We start from the raw sequence: 22,064 nt of genomic DNA on the forward strand, positions 1-22,064 counted from the left end.
CGTCTGGGGGCCTGGAGAGTGCAAACTCTCCGGGCCCTCTTTTTGTGCCGACATGAAACGGTCATGGAGACGTGTTTGATCCGGGCGTCTCGGAGGAGGATCGGGTGATGGCAGCAGCGAGCGAGTCCGTGCTCGAAAAGCCGCAGGGCGGCCTCGTGGTACGTCCGTCGACGGAGAACGACGTGGCGGCCATGATCGCGATCTACACGCACCACATCACGCGTGGCCTCGGCGATGTCGACATCGAGCCGACGCAGGCCGACGACATCAAGCGCCGGCGCAAGAACATGCTGCGGCGCCGGCTGCCCCATCTCGCCGCCGAACGCGACGGGATAATCGTGGGCTACGCCTATGCGGTGCCTTTCCGCAAGCGACCCGCCTATCGCTATGCGGTGAAGCATTCGATCTACGTCCACCCCGGGCACGTCGGGACCGGGATCGGCCGTCGGCTCCTGCCGGCGCTGATCGAGGCCTGCGCAAGTGCGGGCTATCGCCAGATGTTCGCCTATATCGACGCCGACAACGTCGCGTCGCTCAGCCTGCACGAGGCCCACGGCTTTCGCCGTGCCGGCCTGCTGGAAGGCGTGGGCTTCAAGTACGGCAAGTGGTCCGACAGCGTCCTGATGCAGCGCGCCATCGGCGCGGGCACCACGACGCCGCCGGTCGAGATCGCCTACTCGCGCACCACGTAGGTGTAGAAGCGCACGACGCCGTTCTTGTCGATCTCGCGATAGATGCCCTGGATCTCCACGTCGAAGCCGGGGAACAGGTTGGCCGACTTCTCGAACATGCGCAGATAGTCGAGCATCGGCTTGGCCCGCTCGTCCAGCCGTTCGCCCGGCACGATGCTGGCGATGCCCGGCGGATACACGACGAACATGGTCGTGGCGATGCGCCCGGCCGCCTGGTCGATCGGCACATAGTCGACATTGTTGCGCACGAGCTGGCGCACCGCCTCATGCGGCGGCATCGCGGGGTCCGGCAGATGCTCGGGCATGAACTGCGCGCGCTGGAGGAAGCTCACATTGGCGTCGCGGAAGAAAGCATGCATCTCGGCGCAGAGGTCGCGCAGGCGCAGGCCGCTGTAGCGGCCGGGCCGCTTGCGGACGAATTCGCTGATCACGTCCTCGAGGCGCGCATTCTCGTCGTGCAGGCGCTTGAAGATCACCATCGCGCTCAGCAGCGTGCCGGCCTTGCTCGACTCCACGCCGGGAGTCATCAGGAACAGCAGCGAGTTGAGGTCGTTCTTTTCCGGCACGATCTGGTTCTCGCGCAGATACTGCGCCACGACCGGGGCGGGGATGCCGTGACCGGCATAGCGCCCGGTCTCGCGGTCGAAGCCCGGCGTCAGCACGACCAGCTTGTTGGGGTCGGTGATCGCATAGCCCGGCGCCACATGCTTGAAGCCATGCCAGGGCGCTCCGGGCGCCAGTTCCCAGTAGCGTGCGTCGACGGCGAGGTCGTCGGTCGGCACGTCCTCCCAGGCCTGATCGCGTCCGCCGACGGTCACGCGGTTTGGCACGAACGGCTCGAAGAACCAGCGACGCGCAAAATCGCGCTCCTTGTCCTCGAACTCGCGGCGAATGGCGCGCATCTTCTTGCGGATCTCGATGCCGAGGCGAATCGTGTCGTCCCACAGCACCTCGCCCGAACGCCCCTTCATCATCTGCGCGCCGACGTCGAGCGACGCGAAGATCGGATAGAACGGCGAAGTCGAGGCGTGCAGCATGAAGAACTCGTTGAAGCGGCGATGCTCGATGCGCCGCCGCTGGCCCTTGATGTGCCTGTCCCTGACATGGATCTGCGAGGCCTGGCTGAAGCTCGCGAGCTGCTTGTGCGCCGACTGGGTGGCGATGATGCCGGGACTGTCCGGGCCGAGGTTGGTCAGCCCCATGGCGAAACGGCCGGCATAGAGCGGATGGAATTTCATGAAGCCCGCCCAGGCCTCGTCGAACAGGATGTAGTCGCAGAGATGTCCGATCTTCTCGACGATCAGGCGGGCGTCGTTGATGGTGCCGTCGTAGGTGCACTGCTCGATGACGGCGACCCGGAACGGCCGCTCGCGCTTCCACGCCTCCTTGTCCTTGACCAGCGGGTTGGTGCGGATCTTCTCGCGGATGGCGGCCTCGTCGAGCGCCTCGTGGAAGATCGGGCCGATCAGCCCGTGCGCATTGCGATCGGTCTCGAGGTAGATCGGGATGCCGTTGCCCAGGAACAGCGCGCCGTGATGGGCGGCCTTGTGGTTGTTGCGGTCGAACAGCACGAGGTCGCCCTCGGCGATCAGGGCCTGCAGCACGATCTTGTTGGACGACGAGGTGCCGTTCAGGACGAAGTACGTCTTCTCCGCGCCGAAGATGACGGCGGCTTCCTTCTGCGCCTTCAGCGCCGGGCCCTCGTGGACCAGCAGGTCGCCGAGATCGAGCACGGAATTGTCGAGGTCGTCGCGGAACACCGCCTCGCCCAGATGCTCGACGAAGATCCGGCCGATCGGGCTTCTGTTGTAGAAGATGCCGCCATTGTGACCGGGGCAGGTCCAGAGCTGGTTGCCTTCCTCGGCATAGTCGACCAGTTCGCCGAAGAACGGCGTCTTCAGCGTTTCGGCATATTGCTTGAGGCGACTCACCAGGTTCTTGGCGATGAACTCCGGCGTTTCCTCGGAGAGGAAGATGTAGCCGTCGATATAGTCCATCACCTCGACGGGGATGTCCTGCAGGCGCTTGCGGCGAACCAGGATGACGATCGGCATCTCGAGGCCGCGCCGCCGCATCATGTTGATCATCGCGGCGGCCTTGCCGTCGAGGCCCTTCTTGCCCCAGTCGACGACCATGCAGCCGATGGCGGCGTCGGTCTGGACCACCATCTCGGCATCCTCGATGCGCCGGGCCCGCACGACCTGGAAGCCCATGCGCTCGATCGAAACCGTGATCTCGCCCAGCCGGAGGCCTTCGAGATCGTCGGCGTCGAACGCCGGAGCGCAGACGAGGAAAGTGAAGCGCCTGAAGAAATCCATCAGTAGACCGCCGGGACATAGAGTTCGGGAGCGACCGGCGTCCGGGCGTAGTCGGGCTTGTGCTCGCGCTTCGGCAGGACGACCGGTTGCTGTTCAACATCCTTATACGGCACTTGTTGCAAAAGGTGGTGGATGCAGTTGAGGCGGGCGCGGCGCTTGTTGTTGCCCTCGACCACCCACCAGGGCGCCTCCGGGATGTGGGTCCGTGCCAGCATTTCCTCCTTGGCCTTGGTGTATTCCTCCCAGCGCCGGCGGGACTCGAGGTCCATCGGCGAGAGCTTCCATTGCTTCATGGGATCGTGGATACGCATGAGGAAGCGCAGGTTCTGCTCCTCGTCGGAGATCGAGAACCAGTATTTGAGCAGGACGATGCCAGAGCGGACCAGCATGCGCTCGAATTCGGGCACCGTCTGGAAGAAATCCTGGACGTCGCCCTCGCTGCAGAAGCCCATGACCCGCTCGACGCCGGCCCGATTGTACCAGCTCCGGTCGAACAGAACGATTTCGCCGGCCGCCGGCAGGTGGGCGGCATAGCGCTGGAAGTACCACTGGGTGCGCTCGCGCTCGGAGGGCGCGGAGAGGGCCACCGTCCGGCAGATGCGCGGGTTGAGCCGCTGCGCGACGCGCTTGATCACCCCGCCCTTGCCGGCCGCGTCGCGGCCCTCGAACAGGACCACGAGCTTGAGTTTCTGGTCGACCACCCAGGCCTGGAGCTTGATCAGCTCGCGCTGCAGCCGCAGCAGCTCGGTGAAATAGAGCTTTCGGTCGATCCCGTCCTGCAGCGACGGCGTCCGGCCCGGCTCGCTCATCCGCGCCAGCATCTCGTCGCCCAGTTCGAGCTCCAGCTCCTCGTCGATGCCGTCCGCCAGCTCGCGACGGATTCGCTCCTCCAGCGTCTCGCGGTCCAGATCGCTATTCATTCAGCCCTCCACGCCGTCCCAATGGCCGGGGAAGGTGAGGGGGCCGTATGACAATTTGACGACAGCCGCCTCGCGAGCGGCCGTTGCGGTTTACGGGCGCGGCAGGAGCCTTTTCGCCTGCATCGCGGCAAAGCATTTCCGGAACATCGCCTCGGTATCCATCACTTCGGTAAAACCGGCCTGCATCAGCTTGATGGTCGATACAATGGCCGGCGGCCCCGGCTCGGTGCGGCCGAAGCCCATCGTGTAGTCGGCATATTCGAACGACAGGCCGACGAAATCCCGGAGCGTGCCGGACGCGAGCCCGTGGGCGCTGCGAATCTCCGCCCATTCGGCCTCGCGGGGCCGGATCTCGCGGTCGAGCGCCAGCGGCACGGGGGCGCCCGGTTCGAAGCCCAGCGCATCGGCGATGGCGGGCCAGACGTTGGGCCAGACGAAGACGTCGCCGTTGGTGACGTTGAAGATCTCGTTTTGTGCAGTCGCCGCCTCGCCCGACCAGGCAATGGTGCGCGCCAGCAGGTCGGCGTCGACGGCCTGCGCCACGCGGCCGACCCCGCCCGGATAGTCGAGCGCCTTCCTGCCGGCGCGGCGCATGAAGGCGGCATAGACGCCGAGCGCCGGGATCACGTTCATGGCGCTGCCGACCGAATCGCCCACGATCAGCACCGGCCGCAGGATCGACCAGTTCCACGCCTTGCCCGGCTGGCGCTCGCGCAGGAAGCGTTCCTGGTTCCAGTAGAAGTTCGGCTGCTCGTGCATCTCCGAGCGGTTCTCGCGCGCCGGCACGGCGAGCGGCCGGACATGGACGCCATAGGCCTTGGTGCCCTGCAGCAGCGCGACGTGGCGCAATCCGGGGGCGGCGCGTTCGAGCGGCGCCATCAGGTTGCGCAGCATCAGGTCGTTGGTGCGGATCTGCTCTTCTTCCTGCCAGCCTGCCACGAGGCCGGGCCGCTCGTAGAGCGCGGCATAGGCGAGGTGCGTCACGCCCGCGAGGTCGGGCGCCAGCGCCTCGCAGGCGGCCTTGTCGGTGAGATCGAGCGGCAGCCAGCGCGCGCCGTAGGTTTCATCGGGTCGTCGGCGCGACACGGCGATAACCTCGCAGCCTTCCATGGCCGCGAAGTGCTTCATGACGGCATAGCCGACGAGGCCGGTGGCCCCGGCGACCAGGACTTTCTTCGATGGCATCGTCACCCTCGGCGGGATTGATCAGGGCGACGAAGCTACTCCACCTTCGCGCCCGAGGCCTTGATCACCGGTGCGAGTTTCTTCTCCTCGGCGGCCCGGAAAGCCATCGTATCGCTCGGCGTCCTCCAGGTCTGGGCGGCGCCCTGCTGGTCGAAGGCGGCCTTGACGCTGGGCTTCTGCAGCGCCTGCTTGGTGAGGGCGGAGAGTTTCTCGACCATTGCCGGCGGCACCCCGGCGGGAGCGCAGACGCCGCCCCATGAGGTGATCTCGAAGCCCGGCAGGAACTCCGAGAAGGTCGGCTTGTCGGGAACCGCGGGATGGCGCTCCTTCGACGTGACCGCGAAGCCTTTGACCTTGCCGCCCTTCATCAGGCCGAGCGGGCCGGGAATGTTGTCGAACATCATGTCGACCTGGCCCGCCAGGATGTCCTGATGGGCGGGTGCGCTGCCCTTGTAGGGAACGTGCAGCAGGTTGACGCCGGCCATCTGCTTGAACATCTCGCCCGTGAGGTGAGGGCTGGTGCCGGCGCCCGACGAAGCGAAGGAGTATTTGCCCGGATTGGCCTTCGCCAGGGCGATCAGCTCGGGAATGGTGTTGGCGGGGAAGTCGAGCCGGGTCATCAGCATGTTGGGCACCGCCCACAGCGTCGCGATGCCCGTGAAGTCCTTGCCCGCGTCGAACGGCAGCTTGGCGTAGAGCGTCGGGGCGATGGCGTGCGCGGCGATCGTGTAGAGGCCGATCGTGTAGCCGTCGGGCGCAGATTTGGCGATGATGTCGGCGCCGATGTTTCCGCCGGAGCCCGCGCGGTTCTCGATGATGAACTGCTGACCCGTCAGCTCGGAGAGCTCCTGACAGACGATGCGGGAGAGGGTGTCGGTCGGGCCACCGGCCGGAAACACCACGATGTATTTCACCGGCCGGTTGGGCCAGTCGCTTTGCGCACGGGCGATGCCCGACGCGATCATGGGAGCGGCAAGCGCGCCGCCGGAGAGTATCAGTGCGCGTCGGCGCGGAATCGCAATCTTGGTCATTTTGAACGTAGCCTCCTGTGATTTCTTTATTGGGAGGCAGTCTAACGGACTCGTTCCGCCGTTCAAATACGAAGCCTTTCCGCTTCGCGCGTCAGCAGGTTCAGTAGGTGACGATAACCGTGTAGCTGATAGGGACTCCTTCGGGGACGACGATGTCGACCTGCATGCCCTGCGCCGAGGGCCTGGCGCGATGGCTCTGGGGCTTGGCTGTTTTGGTTGCGACGGGGATCAGGGCGATGCCCCAGGAGCCGCTGCGCTTGATGAGCGCCATCGGGAGTTTGCTGCCGGCCTCGACGCTGTAGGAGCCGGGTCGCATCTCCTTGATGACGATGGCTCCGCGGTTGTCGGTAATGGTCTGGACAATGACCCTGCCGTCCGACTTGCTGCGAATGAGGATGTCGACGCCGGTGACAGGCTCGCTGGCGAGGGCCGCGGCGGCGAAAATGAGGTGCAGGAGTACCGGCGCCATGAGCGCCCAAACTGTCCGCACCTTGCCAAGTCTCCCTGTTCGCCCCCTTGGGGCAGCTTCTCGCCATGATGTAGGGGAACGCATGCGTTCTCCATGAAAATTTCGTTACTCCATCGTGAGTGGAAAAACCGGCGGGTGTTCCGGACACCGGGATGCCCGGCTTGATTTGAGGAACCGCGACCGCCACCGTGGCCCGCTGTTCATGCCATGGCGCCGTCTTGTGCCGCGCCGGAGGGAGAGGAAGCGATGAAGCTGGATTTCACGGGCAAGAAGGCGATCGTTTGCGGCGGCAGCCGGGGCATCGGCAGGGCCATCGCGATGGGCTTCGCGGCCTGTGGCGGCGACGTGTCGATCTGCGCGCGCGACGCCAGGACCCTCGAGGAGACTCGCGCCGAACTCGCGAAGCACGGCCACAAGACCCACGCGGCCAGCGCCGATCTGGCGAAGGGCGACGCCGTGCGCGGCTATGTGCGCGAGGCGATCGGCGCGCTGGGCGGCGTCGACTTCCTGGTGAACAACGCCTCCGCCTTCGGCTCGTCCGACGACGACAAGGGTTGGACCGACAATCTCGCGGTCGACATGCTCTCGATCGTGCATGCCACGCAGGAGGCGCTGCCGGAGCTGAAGAAGTCTCAAGGCAACGTCGTCAACATCTCGTCGATTTCCGCGCATCATCCGGCGGCACGGCAACCGCCCTACGGCGCCATCAAGGCGGCGGTGATCCACTACACGGTCACGCAGGCGGCGATGTATGCCAAGGATCGCATCCGCGTGAACTGCATCGCCCCCGGCTCGATCGAGTTTCCCGGCGGCGTCTGGGACAAGCGCAAGACCGACAATCCCGCGCTCTACAACGGCACGCTGGCCTCGATCCCGTTCGGACGCATGGGCCACGCCGAGGAGGTCGCGAACGTGGCGCTGTTCCTCGCCTCGCCGTTTGCCTCCTGGGTGACCGGGCAGACCATCGCCGTCGCCGGCGGACAGGGGCTCTAGGACCGATGTCCCAAACCAACCGCGCCCACCTCCTGCTCTGGACGGATTCCTCCGCAGCCTATCTCGATGCGATTCAGGCGGCGGGCCTCGCCGATCGCGTCGCGGTCGACGCGCTGCCGCGCAAGGAGAAGCCGTCGCCCGAGCAACTCGCCCGCACCGAGGCGCTGATGGCGGGCGCGGTGCCCGCCGGCCTGCTGCCGGCCATGCCGAGGCTGCGCTGGGCGCAGGCAATGAGCGCCGGTGTCGACAACTGGCTGGCGCTGCCCGACCTGCCGCCGGGCCTCACGCTCACCTGCGCGCGCGGCACGCACACCGAATCGATGCCGGAGAACATCATCGGCGCGCTGTTCCATGTCGCGAAGCCCTATGCGCAGGTGGCCGAGTACCAGAAGCAGGGCAAGTGGGTCCATACGGTGGCCCAGCCGCTGACCGGCAAGACGCTCGGCATCCTGGGCCTCGGCGTCATCGGGCAGGAGGTGGCGCGCATCGCCGTCGCTCTGGGCATGCATGTCATCGGCACCAAGCGGCGTCCGACGCGCATCCCCAACGTCGCCGAGGTGCTGGCGCCGTCGCAGACGGACGAAGTGCTCGCCCAGTCGGATTTCGTGCTGCTTCTGCTGCCGGCCACGCCGGAGACCGAGAATTTCATCGACGCGAAGCGGCTGGCGCAGATGAAGCCGTCGGCGTGGCTGCTGAACTTCGGCCGCGGTCAGATCGTCAACGACGCCGATCTCATGGCCGCCACGAAGGAGAAGAAGATCGCCGGCGCGTTGCTCGACGTGTTCCGGCAGGAACCGCTGCCATCGGAACATCCCTTCTGGACGGCTCCGGGCATCGTCGTGCTGCCGCATATCGGCGGCCCGCACCCGCAGCGCGACCGCTTCGTCGCGCGGCTTTTCGTCGAGAACCTGAAACGGTTTCTCGACGGCGAACCGCTCAGGGAAGTGGTCGATCGCTCGGCCGGCTACTGAAGCCGCGGATCGCTCGTCACTTGAGCCCGTAGACCGCGAACTGGTCGGCAACCTCCGGATCGAGCGTCGCCGCAGCAGCCTTGTCACCCTCGCCGTCGCGCGTCTCGCCGATCATGATGCGCGCGATGCCGCGGCCATAAAGCGCGAGGGGACGGTTGGGATCGACGTCGAGCGCCGCATCGTATGCCTTGATGGCCAGACGCGGATCGCCGAGTTTGAGATAGATGAAGCCGCGCGTGATCCGAACATCCAGGTTCAGCGGCATCAGCTTCTGGGCGGTGTCGCAGTCCTGCAGGCCGGCGACCAGGTCCTTGCCGGTGATGGCGCGGACTAGGCAGCGGTTGGTGTATGCCACCCCCATCGTCGGATCGAGCTTGATGGCGCTGTCGTAGTCGGCCAGCGCCTTGTCGTATTCGCGCTTGGCGAAATAGACGAAACCGCGATTGTAGTAGGCGACGGGATTGTCGGAATCGGCCGCGATGGATCGGTCGAGATCGGCCAGCGCCTGGTTGTAGTTGCCTTCGGCCGAAAGCAACGCAGCCCGGTTGGCAAGCGCCTGCGGATAATGCGGCGCCTTCTGCAAGGCGGTGTTGTAGTCCTGCATCGCAAGCTGCGGCAGACCGCGGCGATTGTTGGCGAGACCCCGCACGACATAGGCCTGCGGATCGTCCGGAGCCAATATGATGGCACGGTCGAGGTCCGCCAGCGCGCGGCCATTGTCGCCGAGCTGGCTGTAGGCGTTCCCGCGGGCGATCAGCGCGTCGACATTGTCCGGCTCCAGCACCAGCACCTTGTCGAAGTCCTCGACGGCACGATTGAACGCACGCTTGCGGGTGGCCAGCAGGACTCCGCGGCCGAGATAGCCCAGCGAATTGTTCGGGTCGACGCGGATGGCGTCGCTGTAGTCGCTGAGGGCGCGGTCGGTTTCGCCGACCGCATGCAGCGAGGTCGCCCGCCGGTAGAGATTGAGCGCGTCGGGATTTCGCGGATCGACCACGCCGTCATAGTGCTTCAACGCTTCGGAGTAGTCCTCGGCGGCCAGGACCTTGTCGCCGAGCATGGTCCTCGCGACGCCGCGCGTGAGGCGGGCCAATGCGATCTCCGGGGGCTTCAGCTGACGGGTCTGCAGGGCCTTGGAGCAGGCGACGTTCCGGGCCTCCGCATCCTTGATGCTGGGCCAGGCGCCGCGCACGCAATCGTCGAAGAGCTGGGCCACCGAGGGGCCTGCCGGGGCCGCGGGCGCAGCCGGAGGGACGGGCGTGGCTGCCTGGCGCACCGTAGGGGGTGGATAGAGGTGATAGGCGAAGGCGTAGATGCCGGCGCCGCCGACAACGAAGGCCGCGGCGGTGAGCAGGAGCTTGGTCGAAAGGCGCATGTCTTCCCGGGCCTGGGCTGGAAAAGCCGTTTCAAGTCAGATGGTTGTACCAGATGCAGACCCGGCCGCGCCATTGCGGCCCGGGGCGGGACCGGAATTGCCGCGACACCCCTCAGGATACGAGGACGTACCAGCCTTCGACGGATGAAGTCGCGCCGCCGGTACCGGCCTTTACCCGGATTCTCTTGGCGCGCACGTCGAGCGACGTGCCAACTCCCACCTGGAGCACGCGCTTCGCTCCATCGACTTCCACCAGCATCGTATTGCCGGGATCGGCAAGCGTGCGCGGGGGCGCGTTGTACACCCGATAGATCATCGGGCTCGAACCCGCCTCGAGTACCGTTTGCCAGTGCTGTCCCTGGGCGTGGATGCGGCCTGTCGGGATCTGGATTCCGACGATGTCTGCTGCGTGATGGGCCGCCGGCCTGACGACGGCACGGCTCTTGTTCCTCGGTCTCGCCATGGCCGGTGCTCCTTCCATCGGGATTATGGGCGGCATCTGCCGCGGCGATGTCAACTCGCCAGAAACCGTCTCGTTTCGGCCACCGCTTCGGCAAGGCCCGTTCGCTCGACGCCGACGCCGGGTGGAAAGGCGCTGAGCAGACGACTCGGCAGGCGCGAATCGAGCATCACGAAGAGGCCGCGATCGTCGCTGCGGCGAATGAGCCGTCCATAGGCCTGCTTGAGACGCAAGCGCGCCAGCATGTCGTCGTATCCGTTCGCGCCCGCGCCGGCGGCTTTCCAGTGCGCCTTGCGTGCGCGATGGAGGATGTCGGGGCGCGGCCAGGGTACGCGATCGAACACGATCAGGCGCAGCGAGCGGCCGGGCACGTCGACGCCATCGCGCACCGCGTCGGTCCCCAGCAGGCAGGAATGCTCTTCGGCACGGAAGATATCGACCAGCGTGGCGGCGTCCATGCCGCCAACATGCTGGGCGTAGAGCGGCAGTCCGGCTTCTTCGAGCGTTGTCGCGATGCGCTGGTGGACGGAGCGCAAGCGGCCGATCGCGGTGAAGAGGCCCAGCGCGCCGCCGCCCGACGCAAGGAACAGCTCGCGATAGGCCGCCGCCACCTGGTCGGCATCGTCGCGCTTCACGTCGTTCACGACCAGCACCTTGGTCGCGTTGGGATAGTCGAAGGGCGATGCCATCGCCGCGCGTATCGCCGGGGCCGCCAGATGCCGCGTGCCGGTGCGCGCCTCGGCGACCGTCCAGTCGGCGAGCGTGGCCACGTCCTCGTCGTTGGCGGCGGTGGGCACGCCCAGCGAATCGCGCAGGGTTGCCGAGGTGATCACCGCGCCATGCGCGGGACGGATGACCGCATTCACGAACGGCTCGGCGGGGTCGAGATAGTGGCGATACATGCCGACGTCGTATTCGCGGCCCTGCACGCGCTCCACGCCGAACCAGTCGACGAAGGCGGGATCGGCATCGTCGTGCAGGCCGCGCAACATGGCGCGCCAGGATTCGAGCGTGAGTTCGCAGCGGTTGGTGAGTGACCGCGCCAAGCCTTCGATTCGCGAGCGCTGACTGGAGTCGAGCTTGTCGGCCTCGCCTTCGAGCTTTGCACGCAGCGCCTGGCGCAGCCGCCGCACCGGCTGCAGCATCTTCTCCAGCGTCCCGGCGAGCTGGTCGGCCGCCTCGATCAGCCCGGGGTTGAGCGGCCGCACGTCGCATTCCTGGCCAAAGCCCTGGCCGTCGGTGGCCGACCGCGCACGCACCTGCTGGCGCACCAGCGCCAGGAACTCCTCGGCCGGGCCGAGCACCGTGCCGTCGGCCAGCCGCGTCTGCCAGTTGGTGGAAGGAAGTTGTTGCGCGAGATCGAGCAGGCGGCGCAAGGCGTTCTGCGCTTCGACATCCTCGCCCAGAAGATCGCTGAGGCGACGTTCCAGTCCGCGCGCACGGCTGCCGCGACGTCCCTCGGCGCCCAGCAGCCAGCGCCGCAGGTCCGACGCCTCGACGCCGCTCAGATGTGCGCCGAACGCGCCGTCGGCGGCATCGAACAGGTGATGGCCCTCGTCGAATACGTAGCGCAGCGGCCGCGTGGCATCGTCGAGGCCGCCCATCGCCGCCTGCATCATCACCAGCGCGTGGTTGGCGATGACGATGTCGGCCTGGCGCGCGCGCCGGATCGTGCGTTCGACGAAGCACTTCCGATAGTGTTCGCACGCCGAATAGATGCATTCGCCACGCCGGTCGGCCAGACGTTGCACGCGGCTGCGTCCCACCAGGTCGAGCAGCCAGGCCGGCAGGTCGCCGCCGATCATGTCGCCGTCGCGGCTGGCCAGCGTCCAGCGCGCCAGCAGGCCGAGGCCGACCGCGTTCTCCGGCACCAGGCCGGTGCGCATCACCGCTTCCTGGAAGTTCAGCAGGCAGAGATAGTTCTCGCGGCCCTTGCGGATGACGACGCGACGCCGTTTCTCCGCCGAATCGCGATGCAGCCGGTCGAGTTCGGTGTCGATCTGGCGCTGCAGGTTGCGGGTGTAGGTCGAGATCCACACCGGCGCGCCGTTCTTCTCTGCCCACAGGCTGGCCGGTGCGACATAGCCCAGCGTCTTGCCGACGCCGGTGCCGGCCTCGACCAGCACGACATGCGGCTTGTCCTCTTCCTCGCGCGGCGCGAAGGCCTGGCTGGCGGCCGAGGCATAGTCGCTCTGGGTCGGCCGTGCCTCCGCCATGTTGGCGCCCGCCGAAATGAGCTGCGCCAGCCGCAGCCGTGCCTCACGCGGTTCGACCGGCTGGCTGCCGGGCGGCGGCGCGGGCGGCGGCTCCTCCCAGACGGGCAAGCTCTTCCAGACGTCGAGGCCGGCGCCCGGTCGCGCCTTCTTCGCGCCCGCATCGATGCCGAGCGCTGCCAGCACCGCGTTGCCCCAGTTCCATTGGCCGCGCGCCATGGCGAGCGCCGTGTCCTTCATCTCGGGCGAGGCCAGCGCCGCCATGTCGTCGAGTTCGTCGATCAAGGCGCCGGCGATCCGGGGCAGGGCGGCCAGTTCGTCCTCCGGCGTCGACGGCACGGCGAGATCGAGGATTTCGCAAAGACCGCGAACGGTCGGCAGGCAGAAGCACGCCGGCCGCACGAAGGCGAAGAGTTCGAGCAGATCGTATGCCGGAAGGTCTTCCAGGCCGAGCCGCGCCGCGACGGCGGGCGCGTGACAGACCAGCGGCAGGTGGCCGGCGGCCCGCAGGCTCGCATCGGCACCTGACAGGCGCTCAACCGTTCCGTCAGCCGCGCGCCACAGAGCGCCGCGCGAAGTCGCGACCAGAGCGGGCCAGGAAGAGGTCGCGGGGATCGTCACCGGTCGGTGAATAGCACAGGCCACTTGTCCGGTGCAGCGACCGTCGGTTGCCCTTGAAATCAGGCGCCATCGGAACCTGGATGCCGAACGGCTTCGTGCGCCAGCAGCTTTTCCCCTTCATCTGGAAGGGCTGAAGGCTCGCTGTCTGGCGTCAGCCACCAGCGACAGCATGGCGGCGAAGACGAGAGCGGCGACGGCGGCGAGCAGCGGCGTCGCGAGGCTGCCCGTCGCCTCATAGACGTATCCGGCGAAGGCCGGCCCCAGGATCTGGCCGACGCTGAACGAGACCGTCATCAAGGCGATGCGGCCGCGCGGGTCGCCGCCGCTCGAACGGGTCGCGACGAGGCCGAGCGCCGTCAGGCTGACGAAGGTGCCGCCCACGAACACCGCCGAGACCAGGATGCTCGCCGGCTGCAGCCATAGCGCACTGGCCGCGACGCCCATCGCCTCGACCAAGCAGGCCACGGCATAGATGCGCAGAACGCCCCAGCGCCGGCCCAGTGCCGTCCACAGCACCACCGACGGCGCGGCGCAGAGACCGAACAGGACCCAGATGTACGGTTCGAGATGGGCGAGCGACGACGTCCCGCGCACCATGTCGACGATGAAGGTGGCGGTGATGACGTAGCCGAAGCCGAACAGGCCGTAGGCGCCCAGCAGCGCCACGAAGTCCGGTGTCAGGCGCACGCCGTCCGGTTTTTGCGCGGGCTGCGCGGTCGGCTCGTCCCGCGGCACCAACGCGACGACGGCGAGGGTCGCGGCAGCGGCGAGGGCCGCACTGGCGAACCACAGCGTCGTCCAGGCGGCGTCCGCTTTCAGGAGAAGCGCCACGAGCGCCGCGGAGGCGGCGATGCCGACGCCGACACCCGAAAAATGTACGGCGGATAGTGCGCCATTCCCGGTCGCGGTCAGCCGGTCGATCACCAGCGCCGAGCTGAAGATCAGCGCGAAGGCGCTGGCAGCGCCCGCCATGAACCGCAGGGCGAGGAAAGCCGGCATCGCGGTGGCGAAGCCCATGCAGAAGAGACAAGTCGCAGTCGCCACGAGCGAAGACAACAGCCAGAACCGGCGGCTGCCCGGCAGGCGTACCGCTGCCAGCACCGCGCCGGCGAGGTAGCCCACGAAGTTCGCCGAGGCGATCAGACCGGCCTGCGACTTGGTGAGCGGGATCGCCTCGACCATCGGCGGCAGGATGGGCGTGTAGACGAAGCGTCCCACGCCCATGGCCGCGGCCATCGCCAGCAGGCCGCCTAGACTGAGCAGGAAAGGGCTTCTGTGCATGGCAGGCGCGGCACTTTGGGACGTTGGTGCAATTGACGCAAATCGCCCTCGCACCTAGTTTCGCCGGTTCATGTCCCAGATTGATCGCACTATTGCCGAGGCCGCGCGCGCGTGGCCGTTTGAAGAAGCCCGCAAGCTCGTCGCCCGCACCGGCGGCAAAGCGCCGGGCAAAGGCTATGTGCTGTTCGAGACCGGCTACGGCCCGTCGGGACTGCCGCATATCGGCACGTTCGGCGAGGTCGTGCGCACGACGATGGTGCGTCAGGCGTTCCGCCGGCTGTCCGATGTGCCGGCGCGCCTGTTCTGTTTCTCCGACGACATGGACGGCCTGCGCAAGGTGCCGGACAACGTCCCGAACAAGGAGATGCTGGCGGCCCATCTCGGCAAGCCGCTGACCGCGGTGCCCGATCCCTTCAGCAACGAGCATCCGAGCTTCGGCGCGGCCAACAACGCCCGGCTGCGCGCCTTCCTCGATTCGTTCGGCTTCGAGTACGAGTTCCAGTCGGCGACCGAGTGGTACAAGTCCGGTCGCTTCGACACGATGCTGCTCGCCATGCTGCGCCACTACGACGAGGTGCAGGCGGTCATGCTGCCGACGCTCGGCGAGGAGCGCCGCGCGACCTATTCGATCTTCCTGCCGATCTCGCCAAAGACCGGCCGCGTGCTTCAGGTGCCCGTCATCAAGACCGATGCGGATGCCGGCACGATCGTCTATCGCGACGAGGACGGCACGATGGTCGAGACGCCGGTGACCGGCGGCAACGTCAAGCTGCAGTGGAAGGCCGACTGGGCGGGCCGCTGGTTCGCACTCGACGTCGACTACGAGATGTACGGCAAGGACCTGATCCCCTCGGCCGAACTCTCCGCGAAGATCGTGCGCATCCTGGGCGGCAAGCCGCCGGAGGGCTTCAACTACGAGCTCTTCCTCGACGAGGAAGGCAAGAAGATCTCCAAGTCGAAGGGCAACGGCCTCTCGGTCGAGGAATGGCTGCGCTACGCCTCGCCCGAATCGCTGTCGCTCTACATGCACCAGCAGCCGCGCCGTGCGAAGCGACTGCATTTCGACGTGATCCCGCGCGCCATCGACGACTACCTCTCGCTGGTCGAGAAGCTGCCCAAGGAAGAGCCGGCGCGTGCGCTGGAGAATCCGGCCTGGCACATCCACGACGGCACCGCGCCCGCCAACTCGGCGGCCGGCGTCACCTTCGGCATGCTGCTGAACCTCGCGGGCGTTGCGAACACCGAGGACAAGGACGTCCTCTGGCAATACCTGCGCCGCTACGTGCCCGGCGCGACGCCCGAGAACGCGCCTTACCTCGACCGGCTGCTGGCCGGCGCGGTCGCCTACTACCAGGACTTCGTGAAGTCCTCGAAGAAGTTCCGCCTGCCCACCGACCGCGAGCGGCCGGCGCTCGAGGACCTGCTCGCGACGCTGCGCGGCATGTCCGAGGACGCCACCGCCGAGGCCATCCAGGAAGAGGTCTACGAGGCCGGCAAGCGTCACTTCGCCAAGGAAGAGCTGCGCCAGTGGTTCAAGACGCTCTACGAGGTGCTGCTCGGCAGCGAGCAGGGGCCGCGCATGGGCGCCTTCATCAAGCTCTACGGTCGCGACAATGTCGTGAAGCTGATCGAACGCGCGCTGGCTGGCGAGGATCTGGGCAAGGCAGCGTAGGATTGGCGTTATGAGCGACGGCGTTGTCTTCGACTACCTCAATCCCGATATCCCGCCCGGACTGCGGCTGCTCGACGTCCCGTTGATCCGCGCCAATCGCGATACCATCAAGGGTTATGGCGAGGTCGTGCGTGACCCGAAGAAGCAGAAGATCGAGATCGTGCCGTGGCCGCTCAACGGCTCGCGCAAGCTCGATGCCGGCACCGGCATCGAGGGAGGCACGACCGAGGGCATCTTCACCTGTGAATGGCGGGGCAACGAGCTGATCGGCCGCAACGAGGCGGTCGGCGGCCACTACGTCATCGGCTTCCGCGACCTTCCCGAGAAGGCCCAGCCCGGCGTGAAGCTGAGCAGGGGCCGCGTACTGCTGTGGCATTGCAACTATCATCCTGACGGCGGCCAGCTCTTCTGGCCACTCGACGGCAAGCCGTTCGTCGTGCCGGTGGCGCTGCCGGGCGACGATCTCAAGCCGGAGACCTTCAAGGCCTTCTGGTCCGACGGCAGCGTCGGCATCTACATCCATCCGGGCATCTGGCACGAGGGCGTGTTCCCGGTGCACGAGTCGGGCCGCTTCTTCGACAAGCAGGGCAAGGTTCATGCGCGCGTGAGCTGCGACCTCGCGCGCGAGTTCGGCGTGCTGCTCAACGTCCCGCTGCCGCTGGGCTGAAGCCCGCCGCGGCCTTGAACACCCTGGACAGGGCGGCGATCGCTTCAGGGCGTTCGATTGCGGCCTCATCCTGGGCCATTATCTCCCACACCGCTCCTTCCACGGCGGCGAGCGCCACTGCGAGCTGCAGGGGGGCGGTGGTCCCTGCGCCAGCCGCCGCGAGCTTGGCCTGAAGGGCCGGAACGAACCGGCGCGCTTCCTCGATGATCGTCTGGCGCCCCTGTACTTCGGGCAGCGCGTCGCGCAGCGCCAGCGAGACGTCGAGCCCCTTGCGCTTCTCGATCACGAAGGCGGCGATCGCGCGATCAACGGTCTCGCCGGGCGTTGCGGCGCCCGTCAGGTCGGCGGCGAGGACCGCGGCCAGGTAGGTGCGGGTGCGCTGGCGGATGATCTCGACGGCGATGGCATTTCGGTTGGGGAAGTACTGGTAGAGCGAGCCGACCGAGACGCCGGCCAGCGCCGCGATCCGCGTCGTCGTGCACGCGGCCCATCCGTCCTGCCGCAGAATGCGAATGGTCGCCTCGACGATGGCATCCACCGTCACGGTCGAGCGCGTCTGGATGGGCTTCTTGCGCGGTTTCAGGGCGGTCGGCACGGCGCGGCTCCGATGCGAATGGACGGTCGGCAGGCTGGTTTCCATTTTCAATGGACGTCAGCCGGAGTCAAAGAAATGACCGTCATCCATCTTGTCACCGGAGCCACCTCGGGGATCGGCCTCGAACTCGTGCGCCTGCTGCTCGCCGAACCTGCGAGCCATGTCATCGTGGGCGCCCGCCGGCCCGCGGAAGCGTCGGCGCTGCGCGGCGTCGCGGACGCAGGCCGCCTGCACATCCTGCCGCTCGATCTTTCTTCGCTCGCCTCGACGGTCGCGTTCGCCGACGCGGTGGCGATGCGCCTCCAGGGCAGGCGTCTCGCCTCCCTTGCCGCCAATGCCGGCCTCCAGAACGTGGGTGCTCGGCGAATGACGGTCGACGGCTACGAGGAGACCCTGCAGGCGAACTGGCTGGCGCACGCGGTGCTGATCGAGCGGCTGCTGCCGTTCCTCGAACCGGGCGCGCCGGTCGCCTTCACCGCGAGCGGCACGCACGATCCTGCCGATACCGGCGCCCGCCTGTTCGGCTTCCGGGGCGGCGTCTATTCCGGAATCGAACGGGTGGTCCGCGGCGAGCTCGACGACAGCGTGTCGGTGAAGCAGCAGGGCATGGACCGCTATGCCACGTCCAAGCTCGTCGCCATCCTGCATGTCTATGCCCTTGCGCGTGGCACGCCCGCCGGAGGTCCGCGCTGGTTCGCCTTCGATCCCGGCCTGATGCCGGGCACGGGGCTGGCGCGTGACCGCTCCGCGATTGAACGCTGGGCCTGGTCGACCATCCTGCCGGTGCTGGCGCGGGCGATGCGCGGCGCCAGCACGCCGCGCCGCTCGGCCGCAACCTACGCAAGGGTGCTGACCGGACGCCTGTTCCCGCAGGACAGCGGTGTGCATCTGGATTTCTCCGGCAGGCGGACGGCGAGCTCGACCGATTCCAATCGCCGGGAATGGCAGGACGAGGTCGCCGCGTTCGCACGCACGACGGCTCAGGGTTTGCGGCCGGCCGCTGCGGAGACGGCGCCGAGATAGGCGACGATCATCCGCACGATCTCGTCCTCGAAGCCACGGCTGGCGAGGAAGGGCTGCTCCTCCAGCACCGCGGCGCGCACGACTCCCATGAGGCTGCGCGATACCACGAACACCTGCTCGCGGGTGAGGGGGCCCAGCAGCGAGTTCGGGCCGCGCCCGACGGTTTCGCCGGCGCGGGCGATGAAAGCCGCGACCGGCGCCATCAGGGAGATCCCGCCATCTTGCGACAGGATCGCCTGGATCACGGCCTTGCGCGCGCGTTGCCGGCCGCGAAAGGCATGGACGATTACCCGCACCATGGCGCGGATGCGTCCCTCGACCGACGGATCGACCTCGCCCTGCAGCGCCCGTGCCACCTCTCCGAGGGCGGCCTCCATCTCCTCGCGGGCGAGCGCCATCACCAGCGCGTTCTTGTCGGCGAAGTACTGGTAGAGCGTGCCGATGCTCACGCCCGCCCGTTCGGCCACGGCGTTGGTGGTGAAAGCGGCCAGGCCGCCCTTCTCCAGAATCTGAGCGGCGGCCTCGACGATCGAGGCCACGGTCTCGGCCGAGCGGGTCTGGCGCGGCGTTCTTCGTTTCGTTTCAACGGGTTGGCGGCGAGTGGCCATGGCGGCACCGGGCAGGGGAAGGCGAGTAAGAGAATATGAGCATCGCTCATATATTCGACATCGGCAAACAAGGAGGCTGTCGTGCAGGCATTCGCCACTCTCTATCTCGTCATCCTGCCGCTCGTGCTGGCCGCGGCGCTGATCGAAGGCATCTGGCAGTCGCGGACCCGCGCTGAAGCGTATGACTGGAAATCCTGGGCCTGCTCGATCGCCGACCTCGCCGGTCGCCGCCTGCTGGCGTTCATTCCCTATACGCTGGCCGCACCCTGGCTCGACTGGATGTACGAGTATCGCCTGTTCACCCAGTCGCTCGACAGCGTCTGGTCTGTGGCGCTGCTCTTCGTCGGGCTCGAGTTCTTCTATTACTGGTTCCATCGCGCCAGCCACACGGTGCGCTGGTTCTGGTCCTCGCACTCGGTCCATCACTCGCCGAACCAGTTCAACTTCGCCGCCGCCTATCGGCTGGGCTGGATCGGCCGCTTCACCGGCACGTCGTTCTTCTTCGCGCCGCTGGTGCTGCTGGGTTTCACGCCGCAGACGGTCCTGACGGCCCTGTTCCTGAACCTGCTGTACCAGTTCTGGATCCATGCCGACTGGATCCCAAGGCTCGGCTGGCTGGAATACGTGCTCAACACCCCGTCTGCCCACCGCGTCCACCATGCGCGGAACCCGGAGTATCTCGACGCCAATTTCGGCGGCGTGCTGATCGTGTTCGACCGCCTGTTCGGGACCTACGTGGCCGAACGCGAGGCCGTGAAATGCGACTTCGGCCTGGTGTCTCCGGTCGTGTCTTCGCACAACCCGCTGGTGCTGAACTTCGGCCCCTGGATCGGGCTCGCGAAGGATCTCGCCTCGGCGAAGTCGATGCGCGAGGCCTGGATGTATCTGTTCGGCCCGCCCGGCTGGCGTGCCGACGGCGCGGGCCTCACCACCACCGAGATTCGCCGCGCGCATGCCGTACCGGCCGAATGATCTTCGGCTCGGGGAGGCATGACTTAATCTCCCTTGAGCCAGCCGGTCGCCGCCGACAGATTGGCGGCAAAGGAGAACGCCATGGCCAAGGACAAGGTCTGCGTCGTGATCGGCGCGGGCGATGCGACGGGCGGCGCGATCGCCCGCCGCTTCGCGCGCGAGGGCTACACCGCCGTCGTCACACGCCGCAGCGCCGACAAGCTGCAGTCGCTGGTGGCACGAATCGTGGAGGAGGGCGGCAAGGTCCATCCGTTCGGCTCCGACGCCCGCGACGAGGCGCAGGTCGAAGCGCTGTTCCGCCAGATCGAGACCGAGATCGGCGAGATCGAGGTCTTCGTGTTCAACATCGGCGGCAACGTCCGCTTCGACATCCGCGACACGACTCCGCGGGTCTACCGCAAGGTCTGGGAAATGACGGCCTTCGCCGGTTTCCTGACGGCGCGTGAAGCGGCGAAGGCGATGGTGCCGCGCGGGCGGGGCACGATGATCTTCACCGGGGCCACCGCCTCGATCCGGGGCGGCCGCGGCTTCTCGGCCTTCGCCGGCGGCAAGCATGCGGTGCGGGCGCTGGCGCAGTCGATGGCGCGCGAGCTGGGGCCGCAGAACATCCATGTCGCGCACGTCATCGTCGACGGCGCCATCGACACCGAGTGGATCAAGACCAATTTCCCCGACCGCTACAATGCCGGCCCCGACGCGATCCTCAATCCCGACGACATCGCCGAGACTTACTGGCAGCTTCATTGCCAGAAGCGCAGCGCCTGGACCTTCGAGATGGACATCAGGCCGTGGAAGGAAAACTGGTAGCCAAACCTCCGTCGTCTCGACCGGAGCCTCGCGCAGCGAGGCGTAGCGGAGAGACCTTCTCTCGACGATTAGCTGGCTATTTGTAGAGAGAAGGTCTCTCCACTTCGCGCCTTCGGCGCTCCGGTCGAGACGACGGTTTATATATAACTACTATGCCACCGCGCGCAGCTTCAGCAGCGACAGCATCATGTCGATGGTCGGCGTCGCGACGCCGGCAAGTTCGCTGAGGTCGGCGATCGAATCGGCCAGTGCGTCGATCTCGAGCGGCTTGCCGGCCTGAAGGTCGGTCAGCATCGACATCTTGTGGTCGCCCAGTCCGACCGTGAACTCGATGCGCTTCTCCATCGGCGTCGCCATGGTCGCGCCGAACTTCGCCGCGACCGCCTCGGCCTCCGTCATCATGCGGCGAGCGATGTCCACGGCGCCCGGGCTGCAGCCGATCCCGCCATTGTCGGCGAGCGTCAGGACCGCAATGGGATTCCAAGTCAGGCTGTTGATCATCTTGCTCCAGATCTCGGCGCGGATGTCGGATTTCACCGGCGCCTTGAGGCCGGCCTCGTTCATCGCGGCGCTGAGCGCCGTCACCCGCGGCGAGGCCGAGCCGTCGGGTTCGCCGAGCGGCAGGTAGCAGACCTCATTCTCGAGATGCGCCACGCCGGGCGCGGGCACGACGCCGCCCGCCCAATAGGCGCAGCCCAGCGCCCGCTCGGGCCCGAACATCGACCATTGCCGGCCATCGGGATCCATCCGCTTCAGCCGGCTGCCCTCGAACGGGCCGCCGAGCTTGTGGAAGAACCAGTAGGGCGCGCCCGTGGTCGGCGGGATCAGCGCCGTTTCCGGTCCCAGCAACGGAAGCACCTTGTCGAGCACCGCAAGATACTGGTGCGTCTTGAGGGTGATGAACACGACGTCCTGGGGCCCGAGCTCGGCCGGATCGTCCGTCGCGTTCACCTTCACGGTGAAATCCTCGTGCGGCGAGATCAGGCGCAACCCGTTCCGGCGGATGGCGTCGAGATGGGCGCCGCGTGCGATCAGGCTGACTTCGACACCTTTCACGCGTGCGAGGTGGGCGCCGATGATTCCGCCGATCGACCCGGCGCCGTAGAGGCAGATTTTCATGCCGCGAGCCTAGAGGCTTCACGGTCGATGCGGAACTGGCATCGCGTGCGGTCGTTGTATCGGGAACGCCTC

General features: G+C 67.1%; 20 protein-coding genes. 8 read left to right on the forward strand and 12 right to left on the reverse strand.

The annotated features are described in order from the left end of the window. The first annotated feature begins 107 nt into the window (after positions 1-107). On the forward strand, positions 108-692 hold the full coding sequence (locus KQ910_RS10655) for a GNAT family N-acetyltransferase (protein WP_216959380.1): 585 nt from the start codon (positions 108-110) through the stop codon (positions 690-692). Here KQ910_RS10655 and KQ910_RS10660 read toward each other — a convergent pair. The 5 genes from KQ910_RS10660 to KQ910_RS10680 form a co-directional block, all read right to left on the reverse strand. After that, positions 674-3,010 carry an Orn/Lys/Arg family decarboxylase gene (locus tag KQ910_RS10660; protein WP_216959382.1) on the reverse strand — a complete coding sequence of 779 codons (2,337 nt, stop codon included), beginning with the start codon at positions 3,008-3,010 and terminating at the stop codon, positions 674-676. The two genes, KQ910_RS10655 and KQ910_RS10660, sit on opposite strands and share 19 nt — an antisense overlap. Further along, positions 3,010-3,930, reverse strand: a complete 921-nt coding sequence (ppk2, locus tag KQ910_RS10665) for a polyphosphate kinase 2 (protein ID WP_216959385.1) — start codon at positions 3,928-3,930, stop codon at positions 3,010-3,012. Before ppk2 ends, KQ910_RS10660 begins: the two co-directional genes overlap by 1 nt. 90 nt (positions 3,931-4,020) lie before the next feature. Then, positions 4,021-5,115, reverse strand: a complete 1,095-nt coding sequence (locus KQ910_RS10670; RefSeq protein ID WP_216959388.1) for an NAD-dependent epimerase/dehydratase family protein — start codon at positions 5,113-5,115, stop codon at positions 4,021-4,023. Between the two features lie 35 nt (positions 5,116-5,150). Continuing rightward, entirely contained in the window at positions 5,151-6,146 is a 996-nt protein-coding gene (locus KQ910_RS10675; protein WP_216959391.1) for a Bug family tripartite tricarboxylate transporter substrate binding protein, read from the reverse strand. 100 nt (positions 6,147-6,246) lie between these two features. Beyond that, on the reverse strand, positions 6,247-6,636 hold the full coding sequence (locus tag KQ910_RS10680) for a hypothetical protein (RefSeq protein ID WP_216959393.1): 390 nt from the start codon (positions 6,634-6,636) through the stop codon (positions 6,247-6,249). A gap of 225 nt (positions 6,637-6,861) precedes the next feature. Between KQ910_RS10680 and KQ910_RS10685 the strand changes: the two genes are divergently transcribed. Both KQ910_RS10685 and KQ910_RS10690 read left to right on the forward strand, forming a co-directional pair. Then, positions 6,862-7,608, forward strand: a complete 747-nt coding sequence (locus KQ910_RS10685; protein ID WP_216959396.1) for an SDR family NAD(P)-dependent oxidoreductase — start codon at positions 6,862-6,864, stop codon at positions 7,606-7,608. A 5-nt stretch (positions 7,609-7,613) separates the two neighbouring features. Continuing rightward, on the forward strand, positions 7,614-8,579 hold the full coding sequence (locus tag KQ910_RS10690) for a D-2-hydroxyacid dehydrogenase (protein WP_216959399.1): 966 nt from the start codon (positions 7,614-7,616) through the stop codon (positions 8,577-8,579). 16 nt (positions 8,580-8,595) lie between these two features. Here the strand turns inward: KQ910_RS10690 and KQ910_RS10695 are convergent, their stop codons facing one another. From KQ910_RS10695 to KQ910_RS10710, 4 genes are all read right to left on the reverse strand, one after another. Beyond that, complete coding sequence (locus tag KQ910_RS10695) at positions 8,596-9,954, reverse strand: tetratricopeptide repeat protein (protein WP_216959402.1); 1,359 nt, start codon at positions 9,952-9,954, stop codon at positions 8,596-8,598. A gap of 112 nt (positions 9,955-10,066) precedes the next feature. After that, positions 10,067-10,417, reverse strand: coding sequence for a hypothetical protein (locus tag KQ910_RS10700; RefSeq protein ID WP_216959405.1), 351 nt, complete (start codon positions 10,415-10,417; stop codon positions 10,067-10,069). Positions 10,418-10,467: 50 nt separating this feature from the next. Further along, positions 10,468-13,248 carry an ATP-dependent DNA helicase gene (locus KQ910_RS27210; RefSeq protein WP_216959408.1) on the reverse strand — a complete coding sequence of 927 codons (2,781 nt, stop codon included), beginning with the start codon at positions 13,246-13,248 and terminating at the stop codon, positions 10,468-10,470. 117 nt (positions 13,249-13,365) lie between these two features. Continuing rightward, positions 13,366-14,529, reverse strand: a complete 1,164-nt coding sequence (locus tag KQ910_RS10710; protein ID WP_216959411.1) for a YbfB/YjiJ family MFS transporter — start codon at positions 14,527-14,529, stop codon at positions 13,366-13,368. A 70-nt stretch (positions 14,530-14,599) separates the two neighbouring features. On the opposite strand from KQ910_RS10710, the gene KQ910_RS10715 reads away from it, so the two are divergent. Together KQ910_RS10715 and KQ910_RS10720 are read left to right on the forward strand one after the other, a co-directional pair. Beyond that, entirely contained in the window at positions 14,600-16,201 is a 1,602-nt protein-coding gene (locus KQ910_RS10715; RefSeq protein ID WP_216959414.1) for a lysine--tRNA ligase, read from the forward strand. Positions 16,202-16,211: 10 nt separating this feature from the next. Beyond that, the gene (locus tag KQ910_RS10720) at positions 16,212-16,868 is read left to right on the forward strand and encodes an ureidoglycolate lyase (protein WP_216959416.1); all 657 of its coding nucleotides are present in this window, start codon (positions 16,212-16,214) and stop codon (positions 16,866-16,868) included. On the opposite strand, the gene KQ910_RS10725 is transcribed toward KQ910_RS10720, so the two are convergent. Further along, positions 16,843-17,463: a TetR/AcrR family transcriptional regulator gene (locus KQ910_RS10725; RefSeq protein WP_369408322.1), complete on the reverse strand. Its 621-nt coding sequence runs from the start codon at positions 17,461-17,463 to the stop codon at positions 16,843-16,845. The two genes, KQ910_RS10720 and KQ910_RS10725, sit on opposite strands and share 26 nt — an antisense overlap. A 75-nt stretch (positions 17,464-17,538) precedes the next feature. Between KQ910_RS10725 and KQ910_RS10730 the strand changes: the two genes are divergently transcribed. Further along, positions 17,539-18,486, forward strand: coding sequence for an SDR family NAD(P)-dependent oxidoreductase (locus KQ910_RS10730; protein WP_216959422.1), 948 nt, complete (start codon positions 17,539-17,541; stop codon positions 18,484-18,486). Here the strand turns inward: KQ910_RS10730 and KQ910_RS10735 are convergent. Then, the gene (locus tag KQ910_RS10735) at positions 18,444-19,094 is read right to left on the reverse strand and encodes a TetR/AcrR family transcriptional regulator (protein ID WP_216959425.1); all 651 of its coding nucleotides are present in this window, start codon (positions 19,092-19,094) and stop codon (positions 18,444-18,446) included. The genes KQ910_RS10730 and KQ910_RS10735 overlap by 43 nt on opposite strands. An 81-nt stretch (positions 19,095-19,175) precedes the next feature. Here KQ910_RS10735 and KQ910_RS10740 point away from each other — a divergent pair, with 81 nt between their 5' ends. Both KQ910_RS10740 and KQ910_RS10745 read left to right on the forward strand, forming a co-directional pair. After that, the gene (locus KQ910_RS10740) at positions 19,176-20,066 is read left to right on the forward strand and encodes a sterol desaturase family protein (RefSeq protein WP_216959429.1); all 891 of its coding nucleotides are present in this window, start codon (positions 19,176-19,178) and stop codon (positions 20,064-20,066) included. Positions 20,067-20,147: 81 nt separating this feature from the next. After that, positions 20,148-20,873, forward strand: coding sequence for an SDR family oxidoreductase (locus tag KQ910_RS10745; protein ID WP_216959431.1), 726 nt, complete (start codon positions 20,148-20,150; stop codon positions 20,871-20,873). Between the two features lie 150 nt (positions 20,874-21,023). Here the strand turns inward: KQ910_RS10745 and KQ910_RS10750 are convergent, their stop codons facing one another. Beyond that, complete coding sequence (locus KQ910_RS10750; RefSeq protein WP_216959434.1) at positions 21,024-21,992, reverse strand: ketopantoate reductase family protein; 969 nt, start codon at positions 21,990-21,992, stop codon at positions 21,024-21,026. Between the last annotated feature and the right edge of the window lie 72 nt (positions 21,993-22,064).

It is taken from the genome of Reyranella humidisoli (genome assembly GCF_019039055.1).
In the GTDB taxonomy this organism is placed as follows: domain Bacteria; phylum Pseudomonadota; class Alphaproteobacteria; order Reyranellales; family Reyranellaceae; genus Reyranella; species Reyranella humidisoli.